Origin of the sequence: Streptomyces atratus, from assembly GCF_014648655.1 — a bacterium.
GTDB classification, from domain to species: Bacteria; Actinomycetota; Actinomycetes; order Streptomycetales; family Streptomycetaceae; genus Streptomyces; species Streptomyces atratus.
In genome coordinates, this window is sequence record NZ_BMRN01000001.1 from 229,464 (window position 1) to 245,685 (window position 16,222).

Consider the following 16,222-nt stretch of genomic DNA (forward strand, 5'->3'; position numbering starts at 1 on the left):
TGAACGCATGAGCAGCACCACAGCCATGAGCACGGTCACGGTCAGGAAACTGACCGTGCGGCACCGCAGAACGGCCGTGCTCGACGCCGTCGACCTCGACTTCGCACCCGGTGTGCACGGGCTGCTCGGGCCTAACGGGGCGGGCAAGACCTCGCTGATCCGGGTGCTCGCGACGGTCGCCGCACCGTCCGGCGGCCAGGTGGAGCTGTTCGGCAGCGAGGTCGGCGCGAAGTCCGGCCACCGCAGCCGGGCGGCGGTCCGGCGCAGGCTCGGCTATCTGCCGCAGGAGTTCGGGTACTACCCGGGCTTCACCGTCCGCGAGTTCGTCGCCTATGTGGCCTGGCTCAAGGAGATGGACGCGGCGGCGGTGCCCGCGGCCGTGGAGCTTGCGGTGGCCCGGGTGGGTCTGGCGGACCGGATCGACGCCCGGGTGAAGACCCTGTCGGGCGGGATGGTGCGGCGCGTCGGCATCGCCCAGGCGATCGTCAACGATCCGGACCTGCTGCTGCTCGACGAGCCGACCGCCGGTCTCGACCCGGAGCAGCGGGTCGAGTTCCGGGCGCTGATACGCGAGCTGGGCAGCACGTCCACCGTGATCGTCTCGACCCATCTGGTCGAGGATGTCGCCGCGGCCTGCACCGATGTGACGCTGATCGAGGCGGGCCGGATCGCGTACCGGGGTACGACACAGGAGCTGACGGCCCTCGGCGGCGAGGACACCGGAGCGGACGGGCCGGACGGCAACCCGATCGAGCGCGGCTACACCGCTGCGCTGCGGGCGCACCGGGCGGCGGTGGCACGCCGATGACGAACCCGGCATACACCGCGCTGCGGGCCGAGCTCCGGCGCGGGCTCGCCCCCTGGACCGGGCCGGCCGTGGCCCTCACGCTCCTCGTTACGCTGTGGGGCAAGGCGCCCCAGTGGCAGGGCAGCTGGGGCGAGACCCAGAGCCAGCTGCACTCGGCGGCGGGGCTGCTCGCCTGTCCGCTCGTCGCCGCGGCCGCCTGCTGGCAGGGCGGCCGGGAGCATCGCCGCCGTACCGCGGAACTGCTGCTCTCGGTGCCGCGCAGCCGGCTCGCGCAGGCGACGACGGCCGCGACGCCGATCGCGCTGTGGGCGGCGGCCGGTTATCTGCTCGCGCTGGGCGTGGCGTTCGCGGCGACCGCCCCGTACACCGGGGCCGGCAGCCCGTCGGTCTCCATCGTCGCCACGGACCTCGGTTTCCTGCTGTCCGTCGGCTTCGTGGGGTTCGTCGTCGGCCGGTTGGTGCGGTGGCGGCTGATCGCCCCGGTGCTGGCGGTGTGCGCGTACGTCCTCCTGGGGTTCCCGGGCTATCTGAACTCGGAAGCCCGGTTCCTGAGCCCGGCCCAGGCGGTCGCGCTCGAAGTGTCCGTCCCGGTGTGGTGGTTCGCCCCGGTCCTGGTGGCATGGACGGGCGGCATCGCCGTCAGCGTGCTGCTCGCGTACGCGGCCCGGCGGCGCTACCTCGCGGTCGTGCCGCTGGTCCTGGCGATCGCGGCGGGAACGCTGGTCGTGCACACGGGCGCGGACCTGTTCCGGGACGACCCGGCCATGGCCCGCAGGGTCTGCTCCGAGGCCGGCCCCGGCACCCCGCAGATCTGCGTGAACGCATCCGACGCCCCGGTGCTGCCCCAGATGTCCCAGGCATTGGCGGGAATGTTCTCGCGGCTGGAGGGAGTCCCGGGCGCACCCACCAGATACGTGGACACGCAGTCCGGCCCGAAGGACGGCGAAGCCGGACTCGCATACGTGATGCGCGGCTGGGGCATCACACGGAACCGGCTGACCGATCCCCGCGGGTACGCCTCGGACACCGCCTTGACTCTGGTGAACCGCGACTGTCAGGCCGGCCCGCCCGGGAAGGACCGGAAGAAGGAGGCCGAACGCGTGGCACGCACGACCGACGCGGTCATCAGCTGGCTGACCGGCGAAGATTCGAAACGGTATGCGGATTCGCGCTATCTCGCCCACCTCAAGACCATGCCGGACGCCGACCGCAAGGTCTGGCTCGGCCGCTTCCTGGCCACCCCGCAGCGCTGCACGCCCGCGGAGGTCCCGGTCCTGTGAACCACCGGCCGACCTACACCGCACTCCCCCGCCTCTATATCCGCTCCCGCGCCCTCCCCCTCACCGTCGCCACCCTGACCTGCATCGCCCTCGTCGCCGCCTGGGCGGCCCACTGGCTGCAGGACCAGCCGTACTTCGACCACACCGCCCGTGTCCCGGTCATCGTGCTGGCCCCGCTGCTCGCCTCCGCCACGATCGGCACCAGCCTGCACGCGCACAGCGACGAGCTGGACCGAACCGCCGTACGCCGCTGGTGGCCGCGTCGGCTGCTGCATCTGCTGGTCCTGACCGTGCTGACGGCCGGAGCACTCGCGTCGGCGGTCCCGGGGCACCCGGAGGCGTTCGGCGCACCGGGCATGGTGCGCAATGTGCTCGGCGCGACCGGGGTGGCCACGGCCTCCGCCGCCCTGATCGGTGCCAGGCTGAGCTGGCTGCCGATGACGGTCTACGGCGGCGCCGTCTATCTGGCGGCGCCCCACAACCCGGGCGGCGCAGCGGCGGTGTGGGCCTGGCCGATGCAGCCGGGTCCGCAGAGTGCGGCGTGGGCGGTGGCCCTGACGGCATACGTGATCGGGGCGACCCTCCTCGCGGTGCGCGGCGCACGCCCGGAGAGCGCGTGACTCTCAACGGCGCACGCCCGGAGAGCGCGTGACTCTCGACGGCGCACGCCCGGAGAGCGCGTGACTCTCGACGGCGCACGCCCGGAGAACGTGTGACTCTCGACGGCGCAAGCCCGGAGAGCGCGTAGCCCTGGACGCTGCGCGCCCCCAGAGCGCGTAACTCTCGTCCGTCGCACGCCCCGGGTCGCGCAACGGTGGATGCTCCCCCGGACGGATCGAATGGATCGGGCGGATCCGGCAATCCGCTGGCCTTCGGCCGCGTCGAGCGGCCAGGATGGCGGTGACCGTGTCCGCCATCCACCGGAGACCCGCACCATGCCCGACATCCACGGCCCCGACACACTCGCCCCCGTCACACTCGACCGCCGCGAAGGGCCTTACGGCGAGGTCGTTCTGCGGGAGCGGGGGGACGACTTCGAGATCATCGCCAACGGGTGCTTTCTGATGGACACCTCCGACGGGCGTTCCGAGCGGCTGCTGATCGACGCGGCACTGGCCGCGCTGCCCGCCGACCGGGAGGCACCGGCGGTGCTCATCGGGGGTCTCGGGGTGGGGTTCTCGCTCGTCCGGGCCGCCGCCGAGCCGAGGTGGGGGCGGATCACCGTCGTCGAGCGGGAGCAGGCGATCGTGGACTGGCATCTGGAGGGGCCGCTGGCCGGGATCTCCGGTGCGTCGCTCGCCGATCCGCGGACCGCGATCCTGACGACGGATCTCGTCGCGTACCTGCGTACGACTACGGACCGTTACGACGCCCTGTGCCTGGACATCGACAACGGACCGGACTGGACCGTCACCGAGGACAACACGAGCCTGTACTCCCCTGCCGGTCTGGCGGACTGCCGGGAGCGGCTGACACCGGGTGGCGTTCTCGCGGTGTGGTCCGCACAACCGTCCGCGGAGTTCGAACAGGCTTTGCGGAATGCCGGATTCAGCGGGGTTAGGACGGAAGAGGTCAGTGTTGCCCGAGGTGTTCCCGACGTGGTGCATCTCGCACTTCGGACACGCTGAGAGCCCCCACCGGGTGTCCGTGACCCCGGACGCCCGGGGGCCAAGCGCCACAAGGCCGACACTCCGCCACCTCATCGCGCCAAAGCCGTTACACCCTGCGTAGCCGAGAGCAGTCCGCTGCCTTTACGCTGCTGACCGGTAACGGGGATCACCCACGAAATCCACAAGCGAAGACCGTGCGTCCGGGGGCATGGCCCCCGTGAGAGCGGGCAGGGGCGGGGCGATGGAACAGACACACACCACCCACAACGGTGTCGCGGCAACGCCGGGCGCGCAGCGCCGGGTGCTGGTGGTCGAGGATGACGCCACAATCGCCGATGCCATTTCCGCCCGGCTGCGGGCCGAGGGCTTTCTGGTGCAGACCGCACTCGACGGACCCGCGGCCGTGGACGCGGCCGAGGCATGGCAGCCCGATCTGATGGTGCTCGACATCATGCTCCCCGGCTTCGACGGCCTGGAGGTATGCCGCCGCGTGCAGGCCCAGCGGCCGGTGCCGGTGCTGATGCTGACCGCCAGGGACGACGAGACCGACATGCTGGTCGGCCTCGGGGTCGGCGCCGACGACTACATGACCAAGCCGTTCTCGATGCGCGAGCTGGCGGCCCGGGTGCATGTCCTGCTGCGCCGGGTCGAGCGTGCGGCACTGGCCGCGGTGACGCCGCGCAGCGGCATACTGCGCCTCGGCGAGCTGGAGATCGATCACGCGCAGCGCCGGGTCCGGGTGCGCGCCGATGACGTCCACCTCACGCCGACCGAGTTCGATCTGCTGGTCTGCCTGGCCAACACCCCGCGTGCGGTGCTCTCCCGGGAGCAGTTGCTGGCCGAGGTCTGGGACTGGGCGGACGCCTCCGGCACCCGTACCGTCGACAGTCACATCAAGGCGCTGCGCCGGAAGATCGGTGCGGAGCGGATCCGTACCGTGCACGGTGTCGGTTACGCCCTGGAGACCCCGGCGCCATGACCCGGCCCGGTTCCGGACTGCGCCCTTTCTCGGTCAAGGCCAAGCTGGGCACGCTCGTGGTGGTCTCGGTGTTCATCACCACCGGGCTGCTGATGGTGGCCGTGCGCACCAGGACCGAACTGCGCTTCATCACGGTGTTCTCGGTGATCGCGACCCTGCTGATCACCCAGTTCGTGGCGCACGGCCTGACTGCGCCGCTGGACGAGATGACGACCGTGGCCCGGTCGATATCGCACGGTGACTACACCAGACGGGTGAGCGGCGCCGACCGGCGTGACGAGCTCGGCGATCTGGCCCAGACGATCAACCGCATGGCGGACGATCTGGAGGCCGTGGACCGGCACCGGAAGGAGCTGGTGGCCAATGTGTCGCATGAGCTACGGACACCCATCGCAGCGCTGAGAGCCGTGCTGGAGAACGTCGTGGACGGGGTGTCCTCGGCCGATCCGGAGACGATGCGCACGGCCCTGAAGCAGACCGAGCGGCTCGGCAGGCTGGTGGAGACGCTGCTGGATCTGTCCCGCCTGGACAACGGGGTGGTCACGCTGAAGGCCCGCCGTTTCGAGGTGTGGCCGTATCTGTCGGGGGTACTGAAGGAGGCGAACCTCGCCGCCTCGCACCGCCGGCTGTCCTCCGGCTCCGGGAATCACACCCGCAAGGACGTACATCTGCATCTGGATGTGTCGCCGCCCGAGCTGACCGCGCACGCGGATACGGAACGGCTGCACCAGGTGGTGGCCAATCTGATCGACAACGCTGTCAAGCACAGCCCGCCGCACGGCCGGGTCACCGTACTGGCCCGGCGCGGGCCCGGACCGGAATCCCTGGCACTGGAGGTCCTGGACGAGGGCCCGGGCATTCCGGAGTCCGAGCGGCACCGGGTCTTCGAGCGTTTCAACCGCGGCGAGATGCCGTCCCCGCACGGTCCGGGCAGCGATGGCGGTACGGGCCTGGGCCTGGCGATCGCCCGCTGGGCGGTGGACCTGCACGGCGGACGAATCGGCGTGGCCGAATCCGCTCGCGGCTGCCGCATCCAGGTCACTCTTCCGGGGATTCGGCAACCGCGAGGTTGACATAAGGTTCGAACCGGAAGGGCACGTTCTACGTGTTCCGTTCAAGGGGTACGGTCCAGGGGGCCGTAGCCGCGGTCCCGCGTACCCGAAGTGAAGCGGAACCATGCTTGTTTCCCGCCATTTCCTGCGCCGAAACCCGCCTTCCGATGTGACTTGCACGACGAAGACCGGCCCGGCCTGCATGGAACGGCTGAGGAGGCGTAGCCTTGATTTCCGCTGTCCATCACCTTGTGAAGCGGAAGAGGGCGGTTGCCGCCGTGTCGTCTCAGTCCCCCAGTAACTCGAGCATCTCGACCGACCAAGCCAGCCCGGGTACGAACCCGGCTGCAGCTTTCGGCCCCAATGAGTGGCTCGTCGACGAGATCTACCAGCAGTACCTCCAGGATCCCAGTTCGGTCGATCGCGCCTGGTGGGACTTCTTCGCCGACTACAAGCCGGGTACGTCCGGCACGGCGGACAAGCCCGTTCCCGGCGCCGCAGCCGCGGGGGCTGCGGTGACCCCGGCCCAGGCCGCCACCGCACCGGCCGCCACACCTCAGGCCGCTCCGGCGCAGGCCCCGGCTCCGGCCGCGAAGGCCCCCGCGCCCGCGGCTCCGGCGCCCGTACAGGCCGCTCCCGCCGCCGCTGCCCCGGCAGCCCCGGCGAAGGCCGCGCCGGCTCCGGCCGCGAAGGCAGCCCCCGCTGCCCCGGCCAAGCCCGCCGCGGCTCCGGCCACCGAGGCACCGGCCGGCCCCGAGTACGTGACGCTGCGCGGCCCGTCGGCCGCCGTCGCGAAGAACATGAACGCCTCGCTGGAGCTGCCGACGGCCACGTCCGTCCGCGCCGTTCCGGTGAAGCTGCTCTTCGACAACCGCATCGTCATCAACAACCACCTCAAGCGCGCCCGGGGCGGGAAGATCTCCTTCACGCACCTCATCGGGTACGCGATGGTGCAGGCCCTCAAGGCCATGCCGGCGATGAACCACTCCTTCGCGCTGAAGGACGGCAAGCCGACCCTGGTCAAGCCGGAGCACGTCAACCTCGGTCTGGCCATCGACCTGGTGAAGCCGAACGGCGACCGCCAGCTGGTCGTCGCGGCCATCAAGAAGGCCGAGACGCTCAACTTCTTCGAGTTCTGGCAGGCCTACGAGGACATCGTCCGCCGCGCCCGCAACGGCAAGCTCGGCATGGACGACTTCACCGGAGTCACCGCCTCGCTGACCAACCCCGGCGGCATCGGCACCGTGCACTCGGTGCCCCGTCTGATGCCCGGACAGGGCCTCATCATGGGCGTCGGCGCGATGGACTACCCGGCAGAGTTCCAGGGCACCTCTCAGGACACCCTGAACAAGCTGGGCATCTCCAAGGTCATGACGCTGACCTCGACGTACGACCACCGGGTCATCCAGGGCGCCGCCTCCGGCGAGTTCCTGCGGATCGTCGCCCAGCTCCTCCTCGGCGAGAACGAGTTCTACGACGAGATCTTCAAGGCGCTGCGCATCCCGTACGAGCCGGTCCGCTGGCTCACGGACATCGACGCCTCGCACGACAACGACGTCACCAAGGCCGCGCGGGTCTTCGAGCTGATCCACTCCTACCGGGTCCGCGGTCATGTCATGGCCGACACCGACCCGCTGGAGTACCGCCAGCGCAAGCACCCCGACCTGGACATCACCGAGCACGGCCTCACCCTGTGGGACCTGGAGCGGGACTTCGCGGTCGGCGGTTTCGCCGGCAAGTCGATGATGAAGCTCCGCGACATCCTCGGTGTGCTGCGGGAGTCGTACTGCCGTACCACCGGCATCGAGTTCATGCACATCCAGGACCCGAAGCAGCGCAAGTGGATCCAGGACCGGGTGGAGCGCACGCGCACCCAGCAGCCCGAGCGCGAGGAGCAGCTGCGCATCCTGCGCCGGCTCAACGCCGCCGAGGCGTTCGAGACGTTCCTGCAGACCAAGTACGTCGGCCAGAAGCGGTTCTCGCTGGAGGGCGGCGAGTCCGTCATCCCGCTGCTCGACGCGGTCATCGACTCCGCCGCCGAGGCCCGCCTCGACGAGGTCGTCATCGGCATGGCCCACCGCGGCCGGCTGAACGTGCTGGCGAACATCGTCGGCAAGTCGTACGCGCAGATCTTCCGCGAGTTCGAGGGCAACCTCGACCCCAGGTCGATGCACGGCTCCGGCGACGTGAAGTACCACCTGGGCGCCGAGGGCACCTTCACCGGTCTGGACGGCGAGCAGATCAAGGTCTCGCTGGCCGCCAACCCCTCGCACCTGGAGGCGGTCGACCCGGTCCTGGAGGGCATCGCCCGCGCCAAGCAGGACATCATCAACAAGGGCGGCACGGACTTCACGGTCCTGCCCGTCGCACTCCACGGCGACGCGGCCTTCGCGGGCCAGGGCGTCGTCGCCGAGACGCTCAACATGTCGCAGCTGCGCGGCTACCGCACCGGCGGCACCGTGCACGTGGTGATCAACAACCAGGTCGGCTTCACCGCCGCCCCGGAGTCCTCGCGCTCCTCGATGTACGCCACGGACGTGGCGCGCATGATCGAGGCGCCGATCATCCACGTCAACGGTGACGACCCCGAGGCCGTCGTCCGTGTCGCGCGCCTGGCCTTCGAGTTCCGGCAGGCGTTCAACAAGGACGTCGTGATCGACCTCATCTGCTACCGCCGCCGCGGTCACAACGAGGGCGACAACCCGGAGTTCACCAACCCGCAGATGTACACCCTGATCGACAAGAAGCGCTCGGTGCGCAAGCTCTACACCGAGTCCCTCATCGGTCGCGGCGACATCACGCTGGAAGAGGCCGAGCAGGCGCTGCAGGACTTCCAGGGCCAGCTGGAGAAGGTCTTCGCGGAGGTCCGCGAGGCCACCTCGCTGCCGGCTCCGGCACACACCCCCGAGGTCCAGCCCGAGTTCCCGGTCGCCGTGACCACCGCGGTCTCCCAGGAGGTCGTGAAGGTCATCGCGGAGTCCCAGGTCAACATCCCCGACCGGATCACCGTCCACCCCCGTCTGATGCCGCAGATGCAGCGTCGCGCGGCCTCGGTGGAGAACGGCACGATCGACTGGGGCATGGGCGAGACCCTGGCCATCGGTTCGCTGCTGATGGAGGGCACCCCGGTCCGGCTCGCCGGCCAGGACACCCGCCGCGGCACCTTCGGTCAGCGGCACGCGGTCCTCGTCGACCAGGTGACCGGCGAGGACTACACCCCGCTGCTCTACCTCTCCGACGACCAGGCCCGTTACAACGTCTACGACTCGCTGCTCTCCGAGTACGCGGCGATGGGCTTCGAGTACGGCTACTCGCTGGCCCGTCCGGAGTCGCTGGTCATCTGGGAGGCCCAGTTCGGTGACTTCGTCAACGGCGCGCAGACCGTCGTCGACGAGTTCATCTCCTCGGCCGAGCAGAAGTGGGGCCAGACCTCCGGCGTCACGCTGCTGCTGCCGCACGGCTACGAGGGCCAGGGGCCGGACCACTCGTCCGCCCGCCCGGAGCGTTTCCTCCAGATGTGCGCGCAGGACAACATGACGGTCGCCATGCCGACCCTGCCGTCGAACTACTTCCACCTCCTGCGGTGGCAGGTGCACAACCCGCACCACAAGCCGCTGGTCGTCTTCACCCCGAAGTCGATGCTCCGCCTCAAGGCGGCCGCGTCGAAGGCGGAGGAGTTCACCACCGGCGGCTTCCGCCCGGTGATCGGCGACGACACGGTGAACGCGAACGACGTCCGCAAGGTCGTCTTCTGCGCCGGCAAGGTCTACTACGACCTGGAGGCCGAGCGCGAGAAGCGCGGCGTCACGGACACCGCGATCATCCGTCTGGAGCGCCTGTACCCGCTGCCGGGTGCCGAACTGCAGGCCGAGATCGCCAAGTACCCGAACGCCGAGAAGTACCTCTGGGCCCAGGAGGAGCCGGCCAACCAGGGCTCCTGGCCGTTCATCGCCCTGAACCTGATCGACCACCTGGACCTGGCCGTCGGCGCCGACGTCCCGCACGGTGAGCGCCTGCGCCGCATCTCGCGGCCGCACGGCTCGTCCCCGGCGGTCGGTTCGGCCAAGCGCCACCAGGCCGAGCAGGCGCAGCTGGTCGCCGAGGTCTTCGAGGCCTGACCGGTCGCTGTACGCATGACGAGGGGCCCGGTCCCGCGAGTTGATCGCGAGGCCGGGCCCTTCGGCATGTGCGCTCGGTGGGCTTCGGATCACCTGAACGCTTCAGATCATCTGCGGTTCGAAATCCCAGTACGGACGGTTGCGGGAGCGCGCCGAGACCGTGTGGACGTGCTGCTCGCCCAGGGTCGCCGCCAGGTCGCCCAGCGCCTCCGTCTCGACCTTGTCCGCACGCTGCAGATCCCGAAGACCGCGCAGGTCCGCGGCGTGCGCGATCCGGGCGGAGAGGGTCAGCGGATGGGTCCGGCCGAGGACCTCGACGGCCCGGGTGATGACCGAGTCCGTCAGTGCGGCGGCGGATTCCGGATCGCCCACCAGGTTGCGCAGCGCCGAGGCGTTGATCGAGCAGCCCAGCGTCCAGGGGTGGTTCTCGCCCACGGCCCGCGTCAAGTCGGCGAGCGCCTCCTCCAGGAGGGTGTGCGCGTGGTCCCGCTCGCCCACGTTGCGCAGGATCAGGGCATGGTTGGCCCGGGTCCCCGCCACATACGGGTGTTTCTCGCCGAGCATGTCCACATAGCCGGCGACGACCTTCTCGCTTATGTCCCTGGCCCGGTCGATGTCGGCGTGCTCACGGGCGAAGAAGCTCTGGCTGGCCGCGAACATCATCGTCAGGGGGTCGTCCTCGCCCAGCACACGCTCGGATCGTTCGAGGACCCGGGTAAACAGGGCCGCGGCCTTGGCTCGCTCCCCCGAGCGGTACTGGCACAGCGCGAGATTGTGCTCGGCGCGCAGGGTCTGCGGGTTGTCCGAGCCCATGACCAGCCGGTGCACCCTGGCGCTCTGGTTCTGGAGCGACAGGGCGTCGCCGTACCGGCCGAGCAGGCGCAGGTCCGTGGCGTAGTTGATCTCGGAATAGAGCGTCCAGCTGTGGCGCGGTCGCAGCAGTCGGCGCCGGGCCTCCAGGGTGCGTTGGTTGAGTTCGAGCGCCTCCTCGTACCGGCCCAGCAGACGCATCGAAGTGCCCAGGTTGTTCTGGGCGTTGAGCGTGCGTGAGTCCTGGTCGCCCAGCAGTTCGCGGTAGGCGCCGAGGATCCAGCTGGAGATGTTCAGCGCCTCGTCGTACCGGCCCAGGCCCCGCAGGTCCGCGGCAAGGCCGCTGGCGGCGCGCAGGTGTTCCAGGTCCTGCGGGCCGCGTTCGGCGCGCAGATGGTCGACGGCGGCCCGTTCGATGGCCTCCGTACCGGCGTAGTCGCCGACAGCCCGCAGCAGGTTGGCGTAGTGGTATCGGAGGTCCCAGACCCTGGAGTAGTCCTCGCCAAGGAGTTCCCGCCAGGCCTCCATGGCCCGAGCGCCCAGCTTGATGCCGGCCCGGTACTCCCCGGAGAGGTACATGTAGCGCAGGCAGTTGAGTACCAGGCCCTGCACTCCCGGGTCGGTGCTCCTGAGGACGTCGGCCCATTTCAGGTGCGGCGTGATCTCGGCGTAGGCGGGCCACAGACGGGTGTCGGTGGGCCGGCCGGGGTCCGCGGCCGCAAGGGCTCGGCGGACCACGTTGATGAACTCCTGACGGTCCCGCTCCGGCATGTCCTTGCCGATGATCTGGTGGACCATGCGGTGCATGTAGAGCGATTCACCGGACGACGCCTCGTCGACCACCGATTCGTGGGACTCCAGGCGGACCACGGAGTACTGGCGGAGCTGGCCGATCGCCCTGTTCCACAGCAGCGGGTCGTTCATCAGGCCGGAGAGCTGTTCCGGCAGTTCACCGGGGGGCATTTCCTTCAGCAGCCGCACGGGGATGGAGCCGGGTGCGAAGAAGCTGCACAGGCGCAGCAGGTCGACGGACTCGGGGACGGTGTCCTTGAGCTTGTTCAGCAGTATCGACCAGGCGGTCTGGAAGGCGAGCGGGAAGTCCGCGGAGACCTTGACGACGTCCTGGTCGATGCCGCCTTCGAGGAGCTCGATGTACTCCTGGACCGACATGTCGGAGTCGTTGAGCCAGCCGGCGGTCTGGTCGAGGAGCAGCGGGAGGTCTTCGAGTGCGTCGGCGAGCTGGTCGGCCTCGGCCGGGGTCAGGCGCGGGGCCCGGCGGCGGATGAAGGCGACCGACTCCTCGCGGTCGTAGACCGGGACCTCGACCAGGTTGCTGTTGTGCTCGCTCCACTCCGGGTTGCGGGAGGTGATCAGGACGTGTCCGGGGCCGGTCGGCACCAGGTCCCAGATGTGTTCGGGTTCGTCGGCGCCGTCGAGGACGAGGAGCCAGTGGGAGTGCGGTTCGCCGCGGCGCAGTGCGTCGCGTACCGCGCGCAGCCGCTCGCCGTACTCGGCGCCGGTGGACAGGCCCAGTTCGGGGGCGAGTTCGGCGAGTTTCTGGCGGTAGAGGGCGCGGCGGTCGGCGGGCACCCACCACACGACGTCGTACTCGGAGCCGAAGCGGTAGACGTACTCGGCGGCCAGCTGGGTCTTGCCTACGCCGGACATGCCGTGCAGGGTCACGACGCCGGCTCCGGGTCCGGCGTCCTGGAGGGCCCGGTACGCCTTGCTGAGCAGTTCCTCACGGCCGGTGAACCGGGTGTTGCGGCGTGGCACCCCGCCCCACACCTCGGGGGTGTCGGCCGGATACCGGATCCCCGGCCTGGCATCGACGGGCTCGGGGAGCGGGTCGATGGGCAGGCCCAGGCGTACGAGGAGGCGCCGTTCGGCCTCGTCGGCGCCGACGTTGGTCAGGTCGGCGGCGGCGAGGACCGAGGTGGCGCCGGGCAGCGCGGAGGTGGTGACACAGACGGCGGCGAAGCGGTCGGGGTCGGCGGCGACGACCTCGCGCAGGGCCCTGTTCCACTCCTCGTGGCTGCGCGGTCCGAGCTGGAAGTACCAGTCGCTGAGGATCACCAGGACACGGCCGCGCGACAGTGTCAGATCCCGCAGCGACTCCTCCAGCGGAACCTCCACCGGGGGGTCCCAGCGCTGCTGGACGACCGTCACCCCACGCCGCTCCAGACGGTCTGCGGTCCACGCCGCCCAGGCGCGGTTGAAACCGGCGAAACTGATGGTGACGGTCTGCGCCCCGGTTGCTCCAACTTGCTTACGCGTTCCGGGCATTCAACCATCTCCCTGCCTAGATACGAGCCTTGTCAAGATACACCGGAGCATGGTCGCTCCGATCGATATCACGCGGTCGGTCACTGCCTTCGCGAGCCGTTCCTCTGCTGCCATATCACCTTGGCGGTGGCCACGTACGCCTCCGCGCGCGCGAGATGACCCGTGGGGGGCGGACAATCGTCCAGACGGTGGTAGAGCGTGATCATCTCGTCGACCAGCACGCGGCCTTCGCGGGTCAGTGCCGCCGATCCGGCCAGCACGGGCAGTACGGCCCCGACCTGTTCGCGGCAGCGGGCGTGCTCGGCCCAGGCGAGGTCTCGGTGGGTGACGCGCTGCGCGCCGAGCGCGAACCGCTGCCAGTAGTCGGCCAGCGCGATGTGCGAGTAGGCGCCCTGGAGCAGGCCGTCGAAGGGTCTGGGGTCGGAGCGCCAGGGGGCGAAGTGGCGTGGTGTCGCGTCCTCGTGGTGCAGCGGTACGAGGGAGCCGAGCGCGGCCAGTTTGGTGTGCTGGAGTTCGTGGACGAGGGTCGAGGCGAAGTAGGCGGCAGTGGGGGGTTTGCTGCTGAGGACGGCGCCGAACGCCTCGCGCCTGGTGCCACTGCAGTGCGCCACACCGTCGCCGAGGGGCCCGGAGCCGGGTGGCGGTCCGAGCGGCACCAGGCAGCGCAGCAGGGCGGACGCTTCGGTGAGGCGGTGTTCGCCGCCGATGCGGAGCAGGGGCTCCATTCCGGCCCAGGACTCGGCCCAGGCCTTGCGTTCGTGATCGTCGATGTGGGTTGCGGTGCTCAGTCCGTGGCGCCGGAGTCCGCCGCCCTCGGTGCGGTACGGGTCGACGTCGTCCATGGGTACGGGTCCGGTGCCCGGCAGTACGGCGGGCAGTGCGAGCACGGGCAGCCAGCGCGGGTCGGCGGAGCAGGCCGTGCCGTCCTGTTGCGTATGTACGGTGATCAGCGGTCGGCCGTCGGTCTCGAATACCGTCAATTCCCCTTCGGCGAACACGATGTCGACCGGGCCCGAGGCTGTACGGAGGGCGCCCAGGGTGGGCAGTGACAGAAGTCCGTCGTGTGCGGTGAGCCGGGTCGTGAACGCGACTTTGGCGCGGATCGCGGCCGCGGCGGCGAGAGCGCTCAAGTGGCCCATATCGGCGCTGAGTTCGACGCCGGGGGTACTGCCGGAGAGGCCGCGCAGGCAGCGTTGCGCCCAGGGGCCCGTGAAGGGGTGGAGCAGGACGGTGCGCACGGCCGCCCGGTCGGCACGCTCGGACGATTCCAGCAGTGCCCAGTCCTGGTGCAGCCGGTCGAGTGCCTGAGGGGGGCAGACGGTCGTGGGGGCGGCCTCGGCCGCATCGAGCAGGGCGCGCAAAAGAAGAAGCCGGCGGGTGTCCTGGTCGCGCACGAGGACGCGGAGGGTGTCGGAGTCGCCCTCCGTGCGGCCGAGTTGGCGCAGCATGCGGTCCGGGAGCAGGGGGTTCGGTGGGGGGATCATCGGTGTGCTCCTGCGGTTGCGTCGGACAGCCGGTCCGCGATGTGGCGCACCAGCCGTTCGAGATCGGCGCAGTAGACGGACGGGTTGGTGAAGCCGTTGTCTGCGCGGTAGCGGTGTGCGTAGTGGCCGCCGCCGCAGACGGTCAGCAGCGGGCAGGCGCGGCAGGCGGCGGCAAGCGCGTCGGCGCCTGCCTGGCGGGCGGCGACGCCGGGGTGGCCCAGGGCGTCGTCGAAGGTGTGGCGGAAGACGTCGAGCCCGGTGGCGGCGGCCGTGTCGTAGGCGGACTTGAGGGAGTCCACCTGCTCGATCGAGCCGTCGGTCTCGACCACGATCGCGTTGACGGGGTCGAGACCGAGGGACTCGGTGGCGGCGGGCAGGCCCAGCAGCAGGGCGATGCACTCCTCGAAGAGCCGCACCCGGGTCTCCCGGTGTGCGGCCGGCCACCAGCGGTCGAAGACGGTTATGAGCCAGTCGCCGTACGGGGTCGGGCGGCCCGAGCCCGGCCCCGCGGGGGCCGTTCCCGTACCGGGGAGGCCCGGCGGGGGATTCGTCCAGTTGCCGTGCGGCAGCAGCAGGTCCAGGGCCGGTGGGCACAGGGCGAGCAGCGACTCGTACATCTCTACCGGGTCGGTCCGCGGGTCGACGACGGTGAGGATGCCCGCGTACGCGTCGGGGTGCCGGTCGGCGAGGAGCCGGGCGCCGCGTGAGGCGGCGGGCCAGGAGGGTCGTCCCGCGTGGTCGGTGCGCCGGGTGTTGTGGGAGGCCAGACCGCCGTCGAGGCTGATGCCTATGCGTATGCCGTGCAGGGCGAGGGCGGCGATGCGGGCGTCGGTGAGCAGGGTGGCGTTGGTCTGCACGGTGGTGTGGACGGTGCAGTCCGCGGGCACCAGGTCGCGTACCCGGTCGGCGAGGGCGGCCAGCCGGTCCACGCCCGCGAGGAGGGGTTCGCCACCGTGCAGGACGAGGGCTACGTCGCGCAGTCCGTGGGCCGCGGCGTGTTCGGCGATCCGGTCCGCGGTGCGCTCCAGGACGGCGGGTGCGGCGGCGGCCGGGCGGGCGCGCCAGGTGTGGTCGGGGCCCTCGTAGAGGTAGCAGTAGCGGCAGGCCAGATTGCACCGGCCGTGCACCTTGACGATGAACTGACCGAAGGGGACCGGGAGTCGGCCGGCGGCACCGGTGTCCACGCGCCGGGGTGAACGCGGCGTCGCCTGTCGAGACACTCCGGCACCCCCGTGCTGCATGTCTGCCGGGACGGCCCCCGTCGCCGGCCCGAGGCGAGTATCCCAGGCCTGCCGTGCGGGCAAACCCGTCCCGGGCCAGGATGTCCTGTTCAACCGGGCCCCGGACCGAAATCTTCCGGCTCCGGCCCCGTCCTGAGGAACCGCGGGGCTCCTCGTCTCAGAAGGCGCTGTTGAATCCCCACAGCATTTCCCGCGGCTGCTCGGCCCGGCCGCACAGATCCGCGACCACCTCGCTGAGCACCGGGTGGTCCAGTGTCCGCAGCGCCTCCAGATCGAGTTCCAGCAGATCCGGCAGCGCGTCCGGCCCGCCGGACGACCCACCGCCCGGCCCGCCATTGCCTGTCGACTCGCTCATCACGCCTCCCCGTAACGCGTACTGCCGCATCGGGCACGCGGTCACTCGCTCGCCGTTGAGCGCGTCCCGCCGAGCCCGTGTCCCTGACACACGTACATCCACTCGCGTTGCGATGACACCCGTGCTGTCTCACCCGCACCGGTCACCTCTGTACCGATGCCCCGCACAGTCCGACATACGCCTGTGTGAGCATGCCGTC

The 16,222-nt window shown here is 70.4% G+C and carries 11 protein-coding genes; 7 read left to right on the plus strand and 4 right to left on the minus strand.

The genetic code is table 11. The features are described from left to right. Window positions 1-7: 7 nt before the first annotated feature. The 7 genes from IEZ15_RS00935 (at window position 8) to IEZ15_RS00965 (ending at window position 9,847) form a co-directional block, all read left to right on the plus strand. On the plus strand, window positions 8-808 hold the full coding sequence (locus tag IEZ15_RS00935) for an ABC transporter ATP-binding protein (RefSeq protein WP_189273417.1): 801 nt from the start codon (window positions 8-10) through the stop codon (window positions 806-808). Further along, the gene (locus tag IEZ15_RS00940) at window positions 805-2,088 is read left to right on the plus strand and encodes an ABC transporter permease (protein WP_189273419.1); all 1,284 of its coding nucleotides are present in this window, start codon (window positions 805-807) and stop codon (window positions 2,086-2,088) included. The genes IEZ15_RS00935 and IEZ15_RS00940 overlap by 4 nt, the downstream gene beginning before the upstream one ends. Continuing rightward, window positions 2,085-2,708, plus strand: coding sequence for a hypothetical protein (locus tag IEZ15_RS00945; protein ID WP_189273423.1), 624 nt, complete (start codon window positions 2,085-2,087; stop codon window positions 2,706-2,708). The genes IEZ15_RS00940 and IEZ15_RS00945 overlap by 4 nt, the downstream gene beginning before the upstream one ends. Before the next feature lie 315 nt (window positions 2,709-3,023). Then, window positions 3,024-3,716, plus strand: coding sequence for a spermidine synthase family protein (locus IEZ15_RS00950; RefSeq protein WP_189273425.1), 693 nt, complete (start codon window positions 3,024-3,026; stop codon window positions 3,714-3,716). A gap of 223 nt (window positions 3,717-3,939) precedes the next feature. Next, complete coding sequence (locus IEZ15_RS00955) at window positions 3,940-4,677, plus strand: response regulator transcription factor (RefSeq protein WP_114246611.1); 738 nt, start codon at window positions 3,940-3,942, stop codon at window positions 4,675-4,677. Next, complete coding sequence (locus tag IEZ15_RS00960; RefSeq protein WP_114246610.1) at window positions 4,674-5,750, plus strand: HAMP domain-containing sensor histidine kinase; 1,077 nt, start codon at window positions 4,674-4,676, stop codon at window positions 5,748-5,750. Before IEZ15_RS00955 ends, IEZ15_RS00960 begins: the two co-directional genes overlap by 4 nt. 257 nt (window positions 5,751-6,007) lie before the next feature. Then, window positions 6,008-9,847 (plus strand): multifunctional oxoglutarate decarboxylase/oxoglutarate dehydrogenase thiamine pyrophosphate-binding subunit/dihydrolipoyllysine-residue succinyltransferase subunit, encoded by a 3,840-nt coding sequence (locus IEZ15_RS00965; RefSeq protein ID WP_189273427.1) that lies wholly within the window; start codon window positions 6,008-6,010, stop codon window positions 9,845-9,847. A gap of 102 nt (window positions 9,848-9,949) precedes the next feature. On the opposite strand, the gene fxsT is transcribed toward IEZ15_RS00965, so the two are convergent. From fxsT to fxsA, 4 genes are all read right to left on the minus strand, one after another. Further along, a complete protein-coding gene (gene fxsT, locus IEZ15_RS00970; protein ID WP_189273430.1) occupies window positions 9,950-12,943 on the minus strand; it encodes an FxSxx-COOH system tetratricopeptide repeat protein in 2,994 nt (997 codons plus the stop codon). Window positions 12,944-13,023: 80 nt separating this feature from the next. Further along, window positions 13,024-14,427, minus strand: a complete 1,404-nt coding sequence (locus IEZ15_RS00975; protein WP_189273432.1) for an aKG-HExxH-type peptide beta-hydroxylase — start codon at window positions 14,425-14,427, stop codon at window positions 13,024-13,026. Continuing rightward, window positions 14,424-15,668, minus strand: a complete 1,245-nt coding sequence (locus IEZ15_RS00980; protein ID WP_189273434.1) for an FxsB family cyclophane-forming radical SAM/SPASM peptide maturase — start codon at window positions 15,666-15,668, stop codon at window positions 14,424-14,426. The genes IEZ15_RS00975 and IEZ15_RS00980 overlap by 4 nt, the downstream gene beginning before the upstream one ends. A 157-nt stretch (window positions 15,669-15,825) precedes the next feature. Next, window positions 15,826-16,023 carry an FxSxx-COOH cyclophane-containing RiPP peptide gene (fxsA, locus tag IEZ15_RS00985; RefSeq protein ID WP_114246604.1) on the minus strand — a complete coding sequence of 66 codons (198 nt, stop codon included), beginning with the start codon at window positions 16,021-16,023 and terminating at the stop codon, window positions 15,826-15,828. Window positions 16,024-16,222 lie beyond the last annotated feature (199 nt).

Coding starts and splice junctions, on each gene's coding strand:
- IEZ15_RS00980 (WP_189273434.1), bottom strand. CDS start 15,668: ATGCAGCACGGGGGTGCCGGAGTGTCTCGACAGGCGACGCCGCGTTCA.
- IEZ15_RS00960 (WP_114246610.1), top strand. CDS start 4,674: ATGACCCGGCCCGGTTCCGGACTGCGCCCTTTCTCGGTCAAGGCCAAG.
- IEZ15_RS00950 (WP_189273425.1), top strand. CDS start 3,024: ATGCCCGACATCCACGGCCCCGACACACTCGCCCCCGTCACACTCGAC.
- fxsT (WP_189273430.1), bottom strand. CDS start 12,943: ATGCCCGGAACGCGTAAGCAAGTTGGAGCAACCGGGGCGCAGACCGTC.
- IEZ15_RS00940 (WP_189273419.1), top strand. CDS start 805: ATGACGAACCCGGCATACACCGCGCTGCGGGCCGAGCTCCGGCGCGGG.
- IEZ15_RS00935 (WP_189273417.1), top strand. CDS start 8: ATGAGCAGCACCACAGCCATGAGCACGGTCACGGTCAGGAAACTGACC.
- IEZ15_RS00955 (WP_114246611.1), top strand. CDS start 3,940: ATGGAACAGACACACACCACCCACAACGGTGTCGCGGCAACGCCGGGC.
- IEZ15_RS00975 (WP_189273432.1), bottom strand. CDS start 14,427: ATGATCCCCCCACCGAACCCCCTGCTCCCGGACCGCATGCTGCGCCAA.
- fxsA (WP_114246604.1), bottom strand. CDS start 16,023: ATGAGCGAGTCGACAGGCAATGGCGGGCCGGGCGGTGGGTCGTCCGGC.